This is a genomic window from Marinobacterium sp. xm-g-59 (genome assembly GCF_013283315.1).
Lineage (GTDB): Bacteria > Pseudomonadota > Gammaproteobacteria > Pseudomonadales > Balneatricaceae > Marinobacterium_E.
Window position 1 is genome coordinate 480,769 of sequence record NZ_WBYR01000001.1, and the last position, 15,303, is coordinate 496,071.

A 15,303-nucleotide genomic window follows, 5' to 3' on the forward strand; every position below is an offset into this window, starting at 1 on the left:
ACTGCAACGAACTATAAATTGTCCAACAATCTTAACAAACTATCATCTAATGGAGCACGCACTTCTAATTCTTCGCCATCAGGCAGAGTGAACCTGAGGCCGGCGGCATGAAGCATCAATCGTTTAAAACCCAGCTTTTTAAATTCAGCGTTGTTCTCATCTGACGTGTACTTAACATCACCCACAATCGGATGACCCGTATATTGGGTGTGCACTCTAATCTGGTGAGTACGACCGGTTTTAGGTCGAGCTTCCACCAGCGTTGCAACATCACCAAATCGACGCAGCACTGAAAAATTTGTAACCGATGGTTTACCCTCAAGGGAGACACGAACGGTTCGTTCACCTGATCGGTGCTCATCTCGCAGCAGGGGTGCATTGATCTGTTTGTGCTTAGCATCCCAACGACCCACAACCAGTGCCTGATAGATCTTATGCACGCGACGCTCCCTAAACGCATCGTGCATGTAACGCAACATCGAGCGTTTTTTAGCAATCATGATGCAACCCGAGGTGTCACGATCGATTCGGTGAATCAGCTCTAAAAAACGCGCATCTGGGCGCAATTTTCTAACCGCCTCAATCAGCCCTAAAGAGACGCCGCTACCACCATGCACCGCTATGCCCGAGGGTTTATTGATGATCAGCAGAGAGTCAGTCTCATAGACCACTGAACGTTCTAGCAATTCGAGTAACTGATCACTGACAGGGGCACTCTCCCCTTTTTCTGGAAGGCGAATCGGAGCGATGCGTATTTGATCCATCGCTTGAAGCTTATAATCAGGTTTGGTGCGTTTTTTGTTAACTCGAATCTCACCCTTGCGCAACAGCCTGTAGATCAGCGTTTTTGGCGCCCCTTTAAGAAAGGTTCGCAAGAAGTTGTCGATACGTTGACCCGCTTGATCGGCATCGATATCAACAAACTGAACTTTATTCAAAAAGCCGGACTTAGGGGGATTTGAAGGCATGATGTGTGGGTAAAATAAATTGCTGAAAAACCAGTAAGTTGCTATATTCTACCGCTGCTGGATGAAGAAGGCTTCATTTTTATTCACACCCCACTAGAGCGAACAGTGATTCACTCACAATGTGGCGGTAGTTACCCAGCTTGAATAGCCATGTAATGGCTGAAAAAATTTATAAATAGCGACGTATTTTTCACGAGTGCTGAACAACAGCCCTCGGCTGAAGGATGGAGACGCACATCAACCAGGAACCTGCAGCCTCCCACTCCACGTTGAGTAAATTGGGCAGAGCAGCAGCCACAGCTAGAATCGATAACGATATTGGTTGATGTTTCCTCCATCGCTGAAGATAACCTAATTATCCGGTGCAGAGCGTACTGGAGATTAGCTATTGCTTCTATAAAGCCAGGACACAGGTTTGTTGCCCGTCAAAGATGCGTTGCGTTAAGAGAACGCTAAAATGAAACGCATGTTAATCAACGCGACTCAACAAGAAGAGTTGCGTGTTGCGCTTGTCGATGGACAGCGCATGTTCGATTTGGATATTGAATCCAACTCCCGCGTGCAGAAGAAGGCAAACATCTACAAAGGCCGTATCAGCCGCGTAGAAGCCAGCCTGGAAGCTGCATTTGTCGATTACGGTGCCGAACGTCACGGTTTCCTACCCCTAAAAGAGATCGCTAAAGAGTACTTTGTTTCATCGCCTGAACGCGGCCAGCGTCCAAGCATCAAAGATCTTGTCAAAGAGGGTACCGAAGTCATCGTCCAGGTGGATAAAGAGGAGCGCGGCAATAAAGGTGCCGCTCTGACAACCTTTATTAGCCTTGCCGGTCGTTACATGGTTCTAATGCCTAACAACCCTCGTGCAGGTGGTATTTCGCGCCGCATTGAAGGTGATGAACGCTCTGAACTTAAAGCGGCTATGAACGGCCTGGACATTCCTAAAGGCATGGGCGTCATCGTTCGCACCGCCGGCATTGGTCGTTCGACTGAAGAGCTGCAGTGGGATCTTAACTACCTTGCTACGGTTTGGACTGCGATTACTGAAGTTGATGATCGCCCTGCTCCATTCCTGATCTATCAAGAGAGCAACGTCGTTATTCGTGCTATTCGCGACTATCTACGCGATGACATCGGTGAAGTGCTGATCGACGAGCCGAAAGTATTTGAACAAGCTCAGCTGTTCGTTCGTCAGGTAATGCCAACTTACGAAAATCGTATCAAGCTTTACAAAGAGTCTGTACCACTGTTCAACCGATTCCAGATCGAGACACAGATCGAATCAGCATTTGAACGTGAAGTGAAGCTCCCCTCTGGCGGTTCGATTGTTATCGATCCGACAGAAGCTCTGGTTTCAATCGATATCAACTCCGCTCGCGCAACTAAGGGTGGTGATATTGAAGAGACTGCTCTGAACACCAACCTTGAAGCGGCTGATGAGATTGCTCGCCAGCTCCGTCTTCGCGACATGGGTGGTCTAGTGGTTATCGACTTCATCGATATGACGCCAATCAAAAACCAGCGCGAAGTTGAAAAACGCCTTAACGATGCACTCAAGCTAGACCGCGCACGCGTTCAGATGGGTCGCATCTCACGCTTTGGTCTTTTAGAGATGTCACGTCAACGCCTGCGCCCATCGCTGGCAGAGAGTCGCGGTCACGTCTGCCCTCGCTGTAATGGTCAAGGCTACATCCGTGATATTGAATCTCTGGCACTCTCTATTCTGCGTATTCTTGAAGAGGAAGCGTCTAAAGATCGCACCTCTCAGATTCGCGCGATTCTTCCAGTCAGCGTAGCGACCTTCCTACTTAACGAGAAGCGTCATCAAGTGCACGCTGTTGAATTGCGTCAAAATGTTCGCATCGTTGTGGTCCCTAATCCAAATATGGAAACACCACACTACGAAGTAGTTCGTTTGCGCGATGATCACACCATTACTACCGTGAATGATGCAAGCTACACGCTGCAACCAGAACAGCCAGTCGAAGATCCTACCGACAAACCACTTCCGGTCGTTCCGCGTGAGCAAGCCGCTGTGCAAGGCGTTTTAAACTCGTCTGCCCCACCAGCACCGAAGAGCGAAAGCTCTGAAGTAAAAGCGGAGCCAGCTCGCCAACAGAAACGTCAGCAGACTAGTCGCAAGCCCGTCGCTAACAAGTCATTGGGCGAGCGTATTATTGCAGCGATTAAAGATCTGTTTGGTCTATCCGATTCTGACAAAGAGGACGATAAAAAGAGCACTCGCCGTGATGACAAGAAAGGTTCTGACCGCGATGGCAACCGCAACAACCGTCGTCGCAACAACAACCGTAACGATCGCCGCCGTGGCAACAATCGCCGTAACGATCGTCGTGAGCGTCGTGATTCGGACGAAGTCATTACGGTTGAGACGGAGAACAACCTGCCGACCATCGGTGATAACGACAAAAGTTCATCGAGTGACGAGCAGCGCTCTGGCCGTTCACGCCGTCGCCGTCGCGGTGGCCGTGATCGTGATCGTGATCGTCGTTCAGAAAATGGCAATGAAGAGTTCAACTCTAACAACAATAGCGAAACGGAACTGCCACCACGCAGTAAAAACCGTGGCCGTCGTCGCCGCGCGAATGAAGAGCGCAGTGCTGAACGTAGCAACCCTATCCCAGAGGAGTTACTCAATGCACCGCTAGAAGCCGTATCAGAAGAAGTTACTGTGGAAGCCTCAGCTGAAACCCCAAAAGCATCTGAAACAGCGATCTCTACTGAAGCGCCAGCCGCTAAAGAAGTGCCAGAAACCACTGTAGAGCAAACAGCTGCTACTGAGACAGAGAGCCAAGCTACTGAAACTGCTGTTGAAGAGCCTGCAGAAAATACAACGGCAGGTGAACAAGATCCGGAAGTAACTGCTGACGAGCCAGCTGAAAACGCAGCCAATGAAGTTGAAGCTACGACTGAAACAGTCACTGAGACACAGGTTGAGTTGGATCTTACTCCTGCTGTAGAGCCTTCAGCCAATGAAGAGCCCTCAGCCAATGAAGAGCCCTCAGCCAATGAAGAGCCTTCAGCTAATGAAGAGCCCGCAGCAGCAGTAGAAGAAGCGGTTGAAGAAGCACCTGCTGAAGCAGAAGCGAGCGAAGAGGAGGAAAAACCTCGTCGCCGCCGTCGCGCTGCAAACGATCCTCGATTGAAGCGTCGTCAAGCAGAGGCCGCTGAATAACCGCACAATTCCAATAGAAAAGCAGCCCATGGGCTGCTTTTTTTTGGGTTTAATTTCTGCTCACGCTAGGGATAGGCGATCGGCTCTTGCTCTAGGCGCACAGAGAAACGATCCAACACGCTCTGTTTAATATCATCGGCTAGTTCATCAATATCCTGACGCGACCCACCCGCATGATTTACGATCACGAGGGCCTGATCCTTATGAACACCCACTCGTTCACGATAGAGACCTTTCCAACCGCACTGATCGATCAACCAACCCGCAGCAAGCTTAACTCCAGAAGCATCTGGGTAGTTTGGAATCTCTGGATAGATTTGACGCAAACTCTCAAAGCACTCAATTGAGACAACAGGATTCTTAAAGAAACTGCCCGCATTAGGGAGCTCTTCAGGATTCGGCAGTTTAGATTGGCGCACAGCAACCACTGCGTCAAAAATCGCATGAGCGCTCAGCTTTTTAACCCCTTGGGCATCTAACCAACCTTGAAGTGCCGCATAAGAACATTTAGCTTCAAATTGTTTAGATAGGCTGAAAAGCACTGAAGTGATAATGAAACGGCCTGGGTTTCGCTTGAACAGCGAGTCACGGTAGGCAAACTGACAGTCCGCTTTCTGCATGACTTTAAAGGAGTTGGATAGCGTATCAAACACCTCTACCTGATCGATCAAATCCGCTACTTCAACACCATAGGCTCCGATGTTTTGCACAGGAGATGCACCGACCGAACCTGGAATCAGTGCAAGATTCTCTAGACCATACCACTCATTTTCCAGACAGTGAGTCACTAGGCTATGCCAGCTCTCTCCAGCGGCCACTTTAATTAAAACCGACTCTTCTGAGTCTGATAGTATCTCAATGCCTTTCGTTGAAATATGAACAACGCAACCCGGCACTTTATCTGCCAACACCAGGTTACTGCCACCGCCTATCCACAGAGTGGGAAGATCCTGCTGAGCAATAAAATCGAGCAGTTCAGGGAGGTCATTTAAGTCAGATAACTCAGCAAAAAATTGAGCTTTAGCCGGCATCGCCAAAGTGTTGAACGCCGTTAAATCATGCCAGGAGTGTATGGTGAGCATTAGGCGAGTCTCACCTCTAACTGCTTGATTAAGCCATCGGATGCCGCTTCAATCAGATCAACCACCTCATGAAAACCTGAGTCACCCTCACCATAATAGGGGTCTGGTACTTCTGCCCCACTCTTCCCTGCAAAATCGAGAAACAGGCTCAGGTGGCCAGAGTAGTGATTCGGCGCAATAGCCTGCAAGTTATCCAGATTGGTCTCATCCATTGCCAGGATGTAGTCAAAGCGTTCAAAGTCAGCAGGTGTCGCTTGCCTTGCACGCAAAGGCGTTAAATCGTATCCACGCTCAGCCCCCACTTTGACAGAGCGAGGGTCTGGCGGGTTGCCCACATGCCATGCAGCGGTTCCCGCTGAATCGACTTCAACTCGATTGGCTAACCAAGGGTGATCATCCAATTTTTTACGAAAAATAGCGTCAGCTGATGGGGAGCGGCAAATATTACCTAAACAGACAAACAACACTCTAATCATTGCAAACACCACCCTTACTGATGCAAATAACCTACTGGCCTTCCATTATCCGCTTAAGTCTTTCAAGGTCCTCAGGGGTATCAACGCCCGCTGGTGGAGCCTCGACGGCGTTGGCTACATGAATCGAAACACCATTGAATAGAGCACGCAATTGCTCAAGGGATTCTGTCTTTTCAATGGGTGCAGGTGACCATTGAACATAAGCATTAAGAAATCCTACACGGTAGGCGTAGATACCAATATGACGGCGCCAAGCAAATAGAGAAGGCAGAGTTTCAGGTAGCTCATCATTGGCCATCCTATCTCGCGGCCAAGCGATCGGAGCTCGCGAAAAATAGAGCGCCATGCCGCGAATGTCCGTCACAACCTTGACCACATTAGGATTCAAAAGGTCGGTTTTCGTCTCGATAGGTTCTGCTAATGTTGAGATGCCTGCATCTTGATGTGCCGCAAGGTTATCCGCAACTTGATCGATCAACTTTGCTGGAATTAGAGGCTCATCACCCTGAACATTGACGACAATTTCATGATCCGCCAAACCAATTTTATTAACGACCTCTTGAAGTCTATCGGTGCCTGAAGGGTGATCCGCCGAGGTCATACAGACCTCAGCACCAAAGCCTTTGGCTACCGACTCAATTCTTGGGTCATCGGTTGCGACGATGACACGGCTAGCACCACTCTCCAGTGACCGTTCATAGACGTGTTGCACCATCGTTTTACCGGCCAGCTCAACCAAAGGCTTACCTGGAAAACGGGTAGATGCATAGCGCGCCGGAATAACGACAGTGAAACTCATTAAGGCTACTCCGGAAGACGCTCTTCGCTGCTTAGAGTGCGAGCTTCGCTCTCAAGCATCACCGGAATGCCATCACGGATAGGATAAGCTAAACCACTGGTGCGACAGACTAACTCATCACTCTCCTTATCCCACTCCAAAGGGGCTTTGCTGACAGGGCAAACAAGGATATCGAGAAGTTTAGGATCCATTTTATTCTCCGTTAGGGTTAACAACACGTTTCAGTAATTGGGCCAAGTGCTCCGCCTCTTTGGGTGCAAATTCCGCCTCTACTGAAAGCGCCCAACAATTATCTGGGGCGATAGAGTGACATTTTACTGCATCTTTATCGGTCATCACCAATGGCAATGAGCGGTATTGATCGAGCAGCTCTTGAGTAATCGGTGCGTGATCCCTTAAAGGGATGGTTTTAAGCTCTAAGCCCAGCCCCATTAGGGTATCAAAAAACCGTGAAGGGTTACCGATACCCGCTAATGCATAGACTGTTTTGCTACCAAATTGATCGATCTGAAGCGATTTTTGTTCACCCGATGCTAGATGTCTAAACGCAGTAGGGCTTAGACGATAGGTAAGCGCACCTGGATAGCTAAAAGGGCCTTCACCATTCAACACAACCAGATCAACTTCATTTAAGCGCGACAGCTCTTCTCTTAAAGGCCCTTCCGGCATCAACTGTTGGTTACCTAACCCTCGCACAGAGTCGATCACCGCAATTTCGAACTGGCGTCCCATTAGATAATGCTGCAGACCATCATCACTGAAGATGATATCGACCGAGTGTTGGTCAAGAAGATGCTGGCATGCAGAGACTCGATTCGGATCAACGACGACAGGCACGCCTGTCTTCTCGAAGATCATCTGCGGCTCATCCCCCACCAACTCTGGCGAGGTCTGGTCAGACACTTGCATAGGATAACTTGTTGCCTGACCACCGTATCCACGACTGACCACACCGGGGTTGAACCCCAAGGATTTTGCTAGGGTTACCAAATAGATTAAGAGGGGAGTTTTACCGGTACCACCGACACTGATATTACCGACCACGACAACCGGCACATCCATTGTGACCGCCTGCTCGGTCAGACGCACACGGCGGCGTTTAGAGATGAAACGATAGAGCAGTGATAAGGGACGCAGTAGAACTAGCCAGCCTGCTTTCTGATACCAAGCATTCTCAATCAACTTAGTCGATCTCTCTGGTCGTAAGACTCAATTGAGAAAACCCTAAGTTTGCTGCTACATCCATGGCGGTAATGACCGCTTGGTGAGGAGTCGATGCATCGGCGGAAATCTTTAGAGGGGTTGTAAGATCACCACCACTCTCTTTTAGCACTGCCGCCCTAAGAGTTTTAGGCTGCGCATTGACCAATGCTTTATCGTTGATTGCGAAGCTACCATCGGCCTTGATGATGATCTCAAGCATATCGACCTGAGCCATCTGGTCTGTCGTTGCTTGAGGGAGGTCCACTTTAAGCTGGGTCTCTTTAGTAAAGGTGGTCGACACCATAAAAAAGATCAGCAGCAGGAAGACCACATCAATCAATGGGGTTAGGTTGATGGATATCTCTTCCGATTGAGGTCTTGGAAAATTCACAGAGCGCCCTATTTAAGATCCACTTTGCGATCACCATGGATAATATCGACCAACTTGACCGACTCCTGCTCCATTGCCAACACCAGCGTCGATACACGACGTTGCAAGAAGCGGTGCGCTACCAACGCAGGGATGGCAACTGTCAAACCGGCTGCTGTTGTGATCAGGGCTTCGGAGATACCTCCGGCCAAAAGGTTAGCGTTACCCGTGCCGGAAATCATGATCTGGGAGAAGACTTTAATCATGCCGATCACAGTCCCTAACAGACCCAACAGAGGGGTAATGACCGCGACAGTACCTAGACTGTTTAAAAATCTATCCATCTGATGAATGGCGTCACTGGCTGCATCGGTAATGGACTCTTTCATCACATCGCGACCGGAGCCCGCGTTAATCAATCCAGCGACAATCAGTGATCCTAATGCACTCGCCTCTCTGATCTCTTTGAGACGATCATTAGTCAGCTGCCCACCTTTATAGAGCCCCCAGACATCGGCTAGCAGACCCGGTGGTAAAATCCTATCAGCCCTTAAGGCCATCAAACGCTCAACCGTGATAGCAAGTGCAAGAATTGAACAGGCTAAAATCGGTAGCATCAACCAACCACCAGCGGAAATTAACTCTAACAACGAAAAACCTCAAAAAGACAGATTGACCAGCCTAGACGGCCTATAAAAATCCCATAGTATCGCAGCATTAATGAGTTCGCCAATAACGGGGATATAAGTTTGCAAAAGAGTCACTTAGACACTGATCTTGGGTCGCTGTTAATACTATTTCACCCTGCTCCGCTGTATCCAAAAGGGTGATGCCTCGATCGGCCAATCGCTGTTTTACTGACTCATTAGGATGCCCAAAACGATTGTGTTTGCCTCGCGATGCGATCGCAGCCTCCGGCAAAAGTTGATCCAACCAGACACCTGAAGAAGAGCTATGGCTACCGTGGTGGGATAAGACCAACCAAGTCACAGGGGCTAATCGATGCTGATTGAGCAACTCGATTTCTGCACGGCTGGACATATCTCCTGCAATCAATATTGAGCAACGACCATTTTCGATGTGCAGAACACAACTTTGATCATTATCGGATTGCTGGTTCTTTAGGGCATAGAGCTGAAAACGAACCTCCCCCTTTTTCCAGTTTTGTGATGCACAGGCAGTGCCTCCCGTTAAAGCGGGCTGGCCTGAATAGAATCGTGGTACTGAAAACTGCTTCAAGGTTCTCTCTAAGCCTCCACTGTGATCAACGTCTGAATGACTAACAATCAGGTCTAACTCTCTGTAGCCTAGAGCCCTGAGAGTTGGAAAGAGAGTAGCTTGAGCTGCGATCCAACCGCTTCGACTTTTAGCCGCTAAATCATAGACCGTCACTCCCTCTCGGGTCTCAATTAAGATTGATAGACCCTGTCCCACATCCAGTAGACGAACGACAAACTCACTCGCATCGGGCCGATTCTGTTTGGGAGTGAGCAACGGCAGCAGAAGCAGTAGACTCAACACTTTGAGACGTCCAGGTAGAAACAGCAAAACCAGAGCAAGCAAACTCACGAAGAGTCCAAATATCGCGGGAGTTTGCCACTGAGCATGCAAACCAACTAGCGAATGGAAAGAGAGTCCATGCCAAAACCCTGAAGCCCAAATTTCATAGAACGCCAAGATCGGCTCAAAGATTCCAACCAGCGCTAGCGTTAGGGGTAACAGTGCAACAAAGAGTGAGACATAGGGGATCGCCCAAAGGTTGGACAGTGCACCACCCAAGTTAAACTGCCCTAAGCCAAAGAGCAGAATTGGCAACATTAATAGGGTTAAAAAGAGCTGTACTGCGAAGATCTGTATCAGCCTTGAGTAGCCATTGCGCCAATTGGCGAACTGAATCAACAACCCTACCAGACTGAACGAAAGCCAAAAGCCGATCTCTAAAATCGATAGAGGCTCATAAACCAGTACCAAAAAAAGTGCAATTTTAAGTCGTTTCATGGGGTCTATTCGCCTTGCAAACAACTGCGGCAGCAACAAGCAGATCGCCATGATCCAAGCTCTCTGAAGCGGCACACCAAAGCCACCAAACCAGAGATAAAAAGAGGCTAAACTGATCGCACATAAAACGGGCAGGGTTTGTATTATCGAGTTGGGCCTAACACCCAAGTACTGGATCGTCACCACAACCAACCTACCCAATAGAAGGCCTGTTAAACACATCACCCCTAGATGTAATCCGCTAACAACCGCTAAATGGACGGTTCCACTGACCCTAAGAAGCTCCCACTGACTGTCATCTAGATCTCCTCTGTAACCCAAAACAAGGGCGGACATCAGAGCGGATGTCGATTGGCTCATATTATGATGTAGCCAATCATGTACCCGTTGCCGAATGGAACTATTCTGCTCATGTTTTATCAGCTGTTTGACATACCCTGACCCGCCGATCCCCTGTGCAAACTCTCTTCTGCGTCGATCCGGACTGAACTCATTTTGGTAGGCATTCAGTGGACCCACCTTGGCCAGCACTTTAATGCGATCGCCAGCCGCTATTCTCACCTCAGAGTCGTATAGCCCAAGTCGCACACGCTCGACTCTCATCAATTGAACAGGTGCACTCTCTATATCCAATAGCAGCGATTGAAAGCCCCCTGAACCCTGAGGCTGTAAGTTGATGACTGTCCCTTCAATCTCAAACTCTTCTGGCTCAACGCTTATTGGTAAGGTTTTAGAGAGCCCATCGACTGCATGCCACTGGGCCACCACAAAACCTATTAGAGCAAACAGCAGATGAGATCTAAGTGTAGTAGAGCCCCACCACAGGCCAACCGTTCCTAGGGTTAAGATAATAAAAAAATAGGATCCCCAACTGATAGAGGGTAGATAGGCGTGCCCGAGCACTGCTAAGAGAAAACTGATCATCCTTGATCCAAGCCAAATTATTTATTCAATCTAGCAGAAGTTTCAGTAATAGCAGGTTGGTTTATTAATAATCGAAGGGCATAATCTGACTTCCAAATAATTTCATAGGTTGTTCAGGGATGCCACGTAAGCTGTTAAAGCGTTACATGCCGAAACAGGATGCTTTAAAAAGTCATAAGCATCTTAAATGGCTTGGTGAACATCTGCACAACCCAGACCTATTCCATTTGACTCGAAAGTCCGCCGCTAAAGCGTTCTTGGTGGGTATTTTCTGTGCTTTTCTTCCCATTCCTGGTCAGATGCTTGTGGCCGCTTTTTTGGCACTCTGGATTGGCTCAAACCTACCCATTTCGATCGGGCTCGTTTGGTTAACCAACCCTATCACCATGCCACCTATTTTTTATACGACCTATAAGATTGGGGCTTGGATTTTAGGAACGCCGCCGGTCAACATCAGTTGGGAGTTACACACCATCCACTCAGAGCTCGCAACGATCTGGTGGCCCCTGCTGACGGGCTCTCTTATCTGTGGATTGCTATTGTCTGGGATCAGTTATATAGCCATCAACCGCTTGTGGATTTGGCAAGTGCGACGCCGTTGGCAGAAACGTTTACTAAAGGCTCGTGCTAGCAAACACTAGTCTCGACTAAACGCCCCTCTTTCAATTCAAGCACACGATCCATCCGTTTTGCCAACGCATGATCATGAGTGACGACAATCTGTGCCACGCCCTGCTCCTGATTGAGTCTCAGTAGATGCTGCTCAACATCTTCGGCGGTATGAGGATCAAGATTACCGGTAGGTTCATCCATCAAAACACAGGCGGGTGTGTTTGCCAAAGCACGGGCAATCGCGACGCGTTGGCGCTCTCCCCCACTCAACTTGGCGGGTTTATGTTGAGCACGTGATGAGAGACCTACCTGATCAAGAAGATAAGCTGCACGCTTCTGAGCGGCATCAACAGATACCCCCGCCAACAGTTGAGGTATGGCAATGTTCTCTAACGCAGAAAACTCCGGCAGCAGGTGGTGAAACTGAAACACAAAACCGAGTTGCGAGTTACGCAGTTCAGCGCGGCGATGCTCGGAAAGCCGACCAATCGATTCACCTGCGATAACCACCTCACCAGCGGTTGGTGTATCCAGCCCCGCCAATAGGTTGAGCAACGTACTCTTACCACTACCCGAGGAGCCGATGATGGCCAGACGCTCACCGGCAGCTACAGACAGGTTCAGATCATTAATGATGATCAATTGACGCTCCGCTTCATCAAAAGAGCGGCATAGCTGGTTTGCAACCAAGACATTACTCATATCGAAGCGCCTCCGCAGGTTCAACCTTAGCCGCGCGCCAAGCAGGATAGAGCGTGGCTAGGAAGCTCATCGCAAGAGTCACACCAATCACCAGCGAGACATCCCCTAATTGAAGCTCAGAGGGTAGATAGCTGATGAAGTAGACCTCCGAAGAGAGGAATTGAATACCTAACACCGACTCTATCCAAGCCACCAGATCAGAGACAGTCAGCGCTAAAATAATGCCTAAAATGGCTCCAAGCAGAGTCCCTAGCAACCCTATAAGGGATCCTTGAATCATAAAGATCCTCAATATCATCCCTGGCTTCGCGCCCAGAGTGCGCAATATTGCGATGTCGGAGCGCTTATCGGTAACGACCATAACCAGCGTCGAGACGATGTTAAAGCCGGCAACAAAGACGATCAGAAACAGAAGCAGTCCGATCATTCGTTTCTCTAGCTGAATCGCTTGAAATAGATTGCCATGAGTTCGAGTCCAGTCAGAGGTGTAGACTGGATGGTTCAACTCTCGGGCAAGTTCATAGACTCGTGTAGGCGCACTGAACAGGTCATTGAATTTAATCCTAAGCCCTTCAACGGCGTCACCCTTAATTCGTTTCAAGCGGGCTGCATCCTGAAGGTGAACAAAAGCAAAATTGGCATCTAACTCAGCACCGACTGAGAAAATACCGGACACAGTAAAGCGTTTTAAACGCGGAATAACACCGGCCACACTCACTGACGCTTCAGGCAAAACCAGATTGACCTTATCACCGACCGATACGCCTAAAAACTTAGCAAGAAGCTCCCCCAAAACAATCTGATATTTCCCAGCTTCAAGTGAGTTCAGGTCACCAAGAGTCATCTGACCGGCGGCTATCGAAACACTCTCTTCCAGTTTTGGATCAATACCCGATACCAATACAGGCTGGACACGACCGGAGGCGGTCAGCATCCCTTGTGCCTGAACAAAGGGTGCCACCCCCTCGACGTCAGACGCAGTCAAAAGCGTTTCACGTAGTGGTTGCCATTTATCTAACGGAGCGTTGTAACCATTGATAGTAGCCTGTGGAACCATACCAAGTATCCGCTCTTTCAACTCACGATCAAAGCCGTTCATGACACTCAGTACTAGAATCAATGCGGCCACACCGAGCATCAGTCCGAGCGTAGAAACTAAACTGATAAAGGATATGAAGTAGTTCGAGCGGTTTGCTCGGGTGTAGCGCCAGCCAACAAAAAGAGAAAAGGGATTGAACATCGACTGGCGATTTCCTGGATAATGAATTGAAGCATAAGTTAACAATTCTGACCGCTTGAGTGAACCTAATTCAGGGAGTATTTCGCGATTAACATTTAAAATCGCCCTTGAAACCTCTATTCTCAGCACAGCTTATCTTTGGGGTTCTGAAAAACATGCTCGACAGTAAAAAACTTCACCACATTGGAATAGCCGTTGGCCTGATTGGCTTGGGCTGTTGGTACCTAGTCGCTGAGCGACTATCACTATTCAGTCTGATTACAGAACAGTTCCCAGAATCTCATAAAGGCGCAGGCTTAATGGTCGCTATCATGGTGGTAATGACACCTGGTTTCTTCATATGGAAACACTACAACCGCTGGTTAGAAAAGGTACTAGCCATCAAGGGGAGGTACTATGAAGATAGCTACTATCAGAATGACTCAGAAACCAAGCAGAAGTAATTAACCTAGCGAATTAGCTGCTCGCTATGCTTTCTTTGGTAAGACTAGACACTGATTCAGTAGTAAATTTTTTCATTAAATAAAAGGCTGAAACCGGCACATTCCAGACCCTATCCTAAAACAACGAATAGTTGCAAAGTGTAAACAGCGACCCAAAGGCTACTGAAAAAATCCTCAGAAGCGGACGTTAGCCCAGCTAACGAACGAAGCGAAACAAATGACTTCAAGTATCGGGATTGGCATTTAGCTGCTCGGAATTGAAGAACGTGCTTTAACCCCTGGAACCGCGTGAACAAGTGATCTCGATAAATTTGGGAACGACTGCGCAAATTCCGGACATTAGCTGCCATTTTTCTGAGAGCTGCAAGGCGCACATAGCAGCTCTTTCGCAACCGGAGAGATTTCCCTAAAGCGGACGGAAGGTGTGATCTACTGGAGTCGGCACATTGCGGGCATTAATGTCGTTATAGCGGGCACCGCGTTGGTAATCTTGTTATGAGGTCTCGGGAAAGTCTTTCTTCCAATTTTTATTTGCAGTTTTATTATCGTTCTTGCTAGCTTAGTGTGTGCGGCTAAGGTACTTGTAATCCCCCTAATTACCTTTAAAACTATTTATAGAGCCTTATTACCTTCAATATCCGCTTAATTCGGCTTCTAAGAAATTGGTTTAGCGAAAAACGGGGTCTAACCCCTATGAATTAAAGCCCCGCAGACTCCAATCGACGGTAGAGCGTCCGAAGACTAATGCCGGCGATGTCAGCAGCTTTCTGCTTATTGCCCTGCACCTGGTGCATCAAGCCCTCCCAGTACTGACGCTCCTGCTCTTTCAAGCTCAGTGATCCAGTAGCAGGCGGTGGTACAGGCCTGGCCGAGATCGGTTCAGCGTTGGCAGTCGGTTCGATGCTTTTAACGACACGCTCACGACGGAAGTCATTGGATGAGACAGTGCGCGCAGCGCTCTCATCCTTGCCATCAAACATGACGTAACTCAGCATGTTTGCATCAATTTCTGCATCATCAAACCAGCTAGTTGCGCGCTTCAGGATGTTGCGCAGTTCACGGAAACCTCCAGTAAATTTGTGCGCTTTGAGAAGCTCGATCGCATCACTGCTCAGCATACGACCAGCAGCACCGAGTTCTGAGAGCAGATGGCTAACTAGTGTAGCCATCTCAGAGCGACGGTCATTAAGACTTGGAATGTGAATAATCTGCTCGTTAAGGAGGTGGTACAGATCCATGCGAAACTGCCCACTCTCGATCTTGGCACGCAAGTTGTGTGTTGGTGCGGTAACAATA

General features: G+C 48.6%; 15 protein-coding genes. 3 read left to right on the forward strand and 12 right to left on the reverse strand.

Translation table 11 applies throughout. The annotated features are described in order from the left end of the window. Nucleotides 1–11: 11 nt before the first annotated feature. The gene (gene rluC, locus XMG59_RS02280) at nt 12–938 is read right to left on the reverse strand and encodes a 23S rRNA pseudouridine(955/2504/2580) synthase RluC (RefSeq protein ID WP_254443612.1); all 927 of its coding nucleotides are present in this window, start codon (nt 936–938) and stop codon (nt 12–14) included. Between the two features lie 487 nt (nt 939–1,425). Between rluC and rne the strand changes: the two genes are divergently transcribed. After that, nucleotides 1,426–4,158 carry a ribonuclease E gene (gene rne, locus XMG59_RS02285; protein ID WP_173481631.1) on the forward strand — a complete coding sequence of 911 codons (2,733 nt, stop codon included), beginning with the start codon at nt 1,426–1,428 and terminating at the stop codon, nt 4,156–4,158. A 65-nt stretch (nt 4,159–4,223) separates the two neighbouring features. Here the strand turns inward: rne and murB are convergent, their stop codons facing one another. From murB to XMG59_RS02325, 8 genes are all read right to left on the reverse strand, one after another. Further along, nucleotides 4,224–5,240, reverse strand: a complete 1,017-nt coding sequence (gene murB, locus XMG59_RS02290; protein ID WP_173481632.1) for a UDP-N-acetylmuramate dehydrogenase — start codon at nt 5,238–5,240, stop codon at nt 4,224–4,226. Beyond that, the gene (locus XMG59_RS02295; protein ID WP_173481633.1) at nt 5,240–5,716 is read right to left on the reverse strand and encodes a low molecular weight protein-tyrosine-phosphatase; all 477 of its coding nucleotides are present in this window, start codon (nt 5,714–5,716) and stop codon (nt 5,240–5,242) included. Before XMG59_RS02295 ends, murB begins: the two co-directional genes overlap by 1 nt. A 31-nt stretch (nt 5,717–5,747) precedes the next feature. After that, complete coding sequence (gene kdsB / locus XMG59_RS02300; protein WP_173481634.1) at nt 5,748–6,515, reverse strand: 3-deoxy-manno-octulosonate cytidylyltransferase; 768 nt, start codon at nt 6,513–6,515, stop codon at nt 5,748–5,750. 5 nt (nt 6,516–6,520) lie between these two features. Beyond that, nucleotides 6,521–6,706, reverse strand: a complete 186-nt coding sequence (locus XMG59_RS02305; RefSeq protein ID WP_173481635.1) for a Trm112 family protein — start codon at nt 6,704–6,706, stop codon at nt 6,521–6,523. A gap of 1 nt (nt 6,707) precedes the next feature. Next, nucleotides 6,708–7,697, reverse strand: coding sequence for a tetraacyldisaccharide 4'-kinase (gene lpxK, locus XMG59_RS02310; RefSeq protein ID WP_173481636.1), 990 nt, complete (start codon nt 7,695–7,697; stop codon nt 6,708–6,710). A 1-nt stretch (nt 7,698) separates the two neighbouring features. Then, on the reverse strand, nt 7,699–8,109 hold the full coding sequence (locus XMG59_RS02315) for a biopolymer transporter ExbD (RefSeq protein WP_173481637.1): 411 nt from the start codon (nt 8,107–8,109) through the stop codon (nt 7,699–7,701). Between the two features lie 8 nt (nt 8,110–8,117). Continuing rightward, the gene (locus XMG59_RS02320; RefSeq protein ID WP_173481638.1) at nt 8,118–8,738 is read right to left on the reverse strand and encodes a MotA/TolQ/ExbB proton channel family protein; all 621 of its coding nucleotides are present in this window, start codon (nt 8,736–8,738) and stop codon (nt 8,118–8,120) included. A 67-nt stretch (nt 8,739–8,805) separates the two neighbouring features. After that, a complete protein-coding gene (locus XMG59_RS02325) occupies nt 8,806–11,010 on the reverse strand; it encodes a DNA internalization-related competence protein ComEC/Rec2 (protein WP_173481639.1) in 2,205 nt (734 codons plus the stop codon). A gap of 119 nt (nt 11,011–11,129) precedes the next feature. Between XMG59_RS02325 and XMG59_RS02330 the strand changes: the two genes are divergently transcribed. After that, entirely contained in the window at nt 11,130–11,651 is a 522-nt protein-coding gene (locus XMG59_RS02330; protein WP_173481640.1) for a DUF2062 domain-containing protein, read from the forward strand. Here the strand turns inward: XMG59_RS02330 and XMG59_RS02335 are convergent. Next, complete coding sequence (locus XMG59_RS02335) at nt 11,638–12,324, reverse strand: ABC transporter ATP-binding protein (RefSeq protein WP_173481641.1); 687 nt, start codon at nt 12,322–12,324, stop codon at nt 11,638–11,640. The two genes, XMG59_RS02330 and XMG59_RS02335, sit on opposite strands and share 14 nt — an antisense overlap. After that, nucleotides 12,317–13,564 (reverse strand): lipoprotein-releasing ABC transporter permease subunit, encoded by a 1,248-nt coding sequence (locus XMG59_RS02340; protein WP_173481642.1) that lies wholly within the window; start codon nt 13,562–13,564, stop codon nt 12,317–12,319. The genes XMG59_RS02335 and XMG59_RS02340 overlap by 8 nt, the downstream gene beginning before the upstream one ends. Nucleotides 13,565–13,719: 155 nt before the next feature. Here XMG59_RS02340 and XMG59_RS02345 point away from each other — a divergent pair, with 155 nt between their 5' ends. Continuing rightward, nucleotides 13,720–14,007, forward strand: a complete 288-nt coding sequence (locus XMG59_RS02345; RefSeq protein ID WP_173481482.1) for a hypothetical protein — start codon at nt 13,720–13,722, stop codon at nt 14,005–14,007. A 698-nt stretch (nt 14,008–14,705) separates the two neighbouring features. Here the strand turns inward: XMG59_RS02345 and XMG59_RS02350 are convergent. Next, the gene (locus XMG59_RS02350) at nt 14,706–15,245 is read right to left on the reverse strand and encodes a helix-turn-helix domain-containing protein (RefSeq protein ID WP_173481643.1); all 540 of its coding nucleotides are present in this window, start codon (nt 15,243–15,245) and stop codon (nt 14,706–14,708) included. Between the last annotated feature and the right edge of the window lie 58 nt (nt 15,246–15,303).

Excerpts from the sequence above, each read along its gene's own strand:
- rne (WP_173481631.1), top strand. The coding sequence starts at position 1,426 with ATGAAACGCATGTTAATCAACGCGACTCAACAAGAAGAGTTGCGTGTT.
- murB (WP_173481632.1), bottom strand. The coding sequence starts at position 5,240 with ATGCTCACCATACACTCCTGGCATGATTTAACGGCGTTCAACACTTTG.
- XMG59_RS02295 (WP_173481633.1), bottom strand. The coding sequence starts at position 5,716 with ATGATTAGAGTGTTGTTTGTCTGTTTAGGTAATATTTGCCGCTCCCCA.
- kdsB (WP_173481634.1), bottom strand. The coding sequence starts at position 6,515 with ATGAGTTTCACTGTCGTTATTCCGGCGCGCTATGCATCTACCCGTTTT.
- XMG59_RS02305 (WP_173481635.1), bottom strand. The coding sequence starts at position 6,706 with ATGGATCCTAAACTTCTCGATATCCTTGTTTGCCCTGTCAGCAAAGCC.
- XMG59_RS02325 (WP_173481639.1), bottom strand. The coding sequence starts at position 11,010 with ATGATCAGTTTTCTCTTAGCAGTGCTCGGGCACGCCTATCTACCCTCT.
- XMG59_RS02330 (WP_173481640.1), top strand. The coding sequence starts at position 11,130 with ATGCCACGTAAGCTGTTAAAGCGTTACATGCCGAAACAGGATGCTTTA.
- XMG59_RS02335 (WP_173481641.1), bottom strand. The coding sequence starts at position 12,324 with ATGAGTAATGTCTTGGTTGCAAACCAGCTATGCCGCTCTTTTGATGAA.
- XMG59_RS02340 (WP_173481642.1), bottom strand. The coding sequence starts at position 13,564 with ATGTTCAATCCCTTTTCTCTTTTTGTTGGCTGGCGCTACACCCGAGCA.
- XMG59_RS02345 (WP_173481482.1), top strand. The coding sequence starts at position 13,720 with ATGCTCGACAGTAAAAAACTTCACCACATTGGAATAGCCGTTGGCCTG.
- XMG59_RS02350 (WP_173481643.1), bottom strand. The coding sequence starts at position 15,245 with ATGGATCTGTACCACCTCCTTAACGAGCAGATTATTCACATTCCAAGT.